The 1,992-nt window shown below is 74.3% G+C and carries 2 protein-coding genes and 1 pseudogene; 2 read left to right on the forward strand and 1 reads right to left on the reverse strand.

Translation table 11 applies throughout. The annotated features are described in order from the left end of the window. Positions 1-257, reverse strand: a pseudogene (locus PROKR_RS36950) (hypothetical protein); the annotation flags it as partial. A gap of 89 nt (positions 258-346) precedes the next feature. Here PROKR_RS36950 and PROKR_RS13785 point away from each other — a divergent pair. Together PROKR_RS13785 and PROKR_RS13790 are read left to right on the forward strand one after the other, a co-directional pair. Beyond that, complete coding sequence (locus tag PROKR_RS13785) at positions 347-1,009, forward strand: response regulator transcription factor (RefSeq protein WP_036964208.1); 663 nt, start codon at positions 347-349, stop codon at positions 1,007-1,009. Beyond that, a partial coding sequence (locus PROKR_RS13790; RefSeq protein WP_051432978.1) for a sensor histidine kinase occupies positions 1,006-1,992 on the forward strand: 987 nt, incomplete at its 3' end. The genes PROKR_RS13785 and PROKR_RS13790, both read left to right, overlap by 4 nt.

A 1,992-nucleotide genomic window follows, 5' to 3' on the forward strand; every position in this document is an offset into this window, starting at 1 on the left:
GGGATGTCGCCGCCGGCCACGCCGGTCGCGGCGTCCGACGACCGGGCCGCGTCCAGCGCCCGGTCGACGGCCTGCACCACCGGCTGGTCGGTACGGTCGAGCAGGGGATAGACGCCGAACACGGCGACGAGCACCACCGCGGCGGCCACGAGGAGGAACGCGACCGGGCGGCCGGACCGGCGGCGTGCTGGGCGGGGGACGTGCCGGGCGGGACCGTTGCCGTACGCCGGGGGATGAGCGAGCTCTTGTCTGGTCATGGGCACCAGCCCACCGGGCGGCACGTTGCCAGGGCGTCTCCGGTTCTCGATACGCCGCCGATATGTGCCCGCCGGTAGCGTGTGCTGACATGCGCGTCTTGGTGGTGGAGGACGAGCCCTATCTCGCGGAGGCGATCCGGGACGGGCTCCGGCTGGAGGCGATCGCCGCGGACATCGCGAACGACGGCGGCACGGCACTCGATCTCGTCGCCGCGACCCCGTACGACGCCGTGGTGCTCGACCGGGACGTCCCCGTGGTGCACGGGGACGAGGTGGCCCGCCGGGTCGTCGCGGAGCACCCCGGGGTACGGGTCATCATGCTGACCGCCGCGGGGGAGCTCACCGACAAGGTGACCGGCTTCGAGCTCGGCGTCGACGACTACCTGACCAAGCCCTTCGCGATGCGCGAGCTCGTGCTGCGGCTGCGCGCCCTGGCCCGGCGGCCCGAGGCCGCCACCCCGCCCGTGCTGGAGCTCGGCCCCGTGCGTCTGGACCCGTACCGCCGCGAGGTCTACCGCGACGGCCGGTACATCTCGCTGACCCGCAAGCAGTTCGCGGTGGCCCAGGTCCTGATGGCCGCACGCGGCGGTGTGGTCAGCGCCGAGGAGCTGCTCGAACGCGCCTGGGACGAGAACGCCGACCCGTTCACGAACGCCGTCCGCATCACCATCTCGACCCTGCGCAAGCGTCTGGGCGATCCGTGGCTGATCCACACGGTGCCGGGCGTCGGGTACCGGTTCGGGGAGCAGTGACCGCGCCCGGCCTGCGGCGGCGGCGCGCCGGGCTGTCGGTGCGGCTGCGGCTCACGCTGAGCTACGCGGGCTTCCTGGTCCTGGCCGGGAGCGCCCTGTTCGCCGCCCTGCTGCTGGTGCTGCGGTACGTGCCCGACGAGAACCTCACCGTGCAGGACGGCGGCGGCTTCGCGCCCAGCCGGTCCGACCTGCTCGACGTCGCCCTCCCGCTGTCGGGCGCGGCGCTCGGCTTCCTCGCGCTCGTCGGCCTGGTCGGCGGCTGGATCCTGGCGGGCCGGATGCTGCGGCCCCTCGACCGGATCAGCGCGGCGGCGGCCCTCGCCGCGGACGGCTCGCTCGCGCACCGGATCGACCTGGAAGGGCCCGACGACGAGCTGCGCCGGCTGGCCGACACGTTCGACATGATGCTCGCCCGGCTGGAACATGCCTTCGCGGAGCAGCGCAGGTTCGCCGCCAACGCCTCGCACGAGCTGCGCACCCCGAACACCGTGATCAAGGCGCTGCTGGAGGTGGCGCGGGCCGATCCGGAGGGGCGCGACGTCGACCGCCTGCTGAGCCGGCTGCAGGAGACCAACGACCGCTCGATCGTGATGGTCGAGTCCCTGCTCCAGCTCGCGCGGCTCGACCACGAGGGGCTGCGGTCCGAGCCCATCGACCTGGCGGGCGTGGTGCGCGAGGCGGTCGCGACGTCGTCCGACCTGGAGGTGACCGGTGCGCCCGAGCTGGTGGTCGCCCTGGAGGAGGCGGAGGTCCAGGGCGACGCGGTGCTGCTCGGGCAGCTCGCGGGCAACCTGCTCGGCAACGCCGCGCGGCACAACCTCGCCTCGGGCGGCCAGGTCTGGGTGCGTACCGGGCTCGACGAGCGCCGTCGTCCGACGCTGGTCGTGGAGAACACCGGGGCGCCGCTCGACCCCGCGGTGGTCGGCACCCTGGCCGAGCCGTTCGTGCGCGCCGACGCGCGGACGCGGCGTCCGGACCGTGCC

Origin of the sequence: Promicromonospora kroppenstedtii DSM 19349, from assembly GCF_000515355.1 — a bacterium.
In the GTDB taxonomy this organism is placed as follows: Bacteria; Actinomycetota; Actinomycetes; order Actinomycetales; family Cellulomonadaceae; genus Promicromonospora; species Promicromonospora kroppenstedtii.

Excerpts from the sequence above, each read along its gene's own strand:
- PROKR_RS13785 (WP_036964208.1), top strand. The coding sequence starts at position 347 with ATGCGCGTCTTGGTGGTGGAGGACGAGCCCTATCTCGCGGAGGCGATC.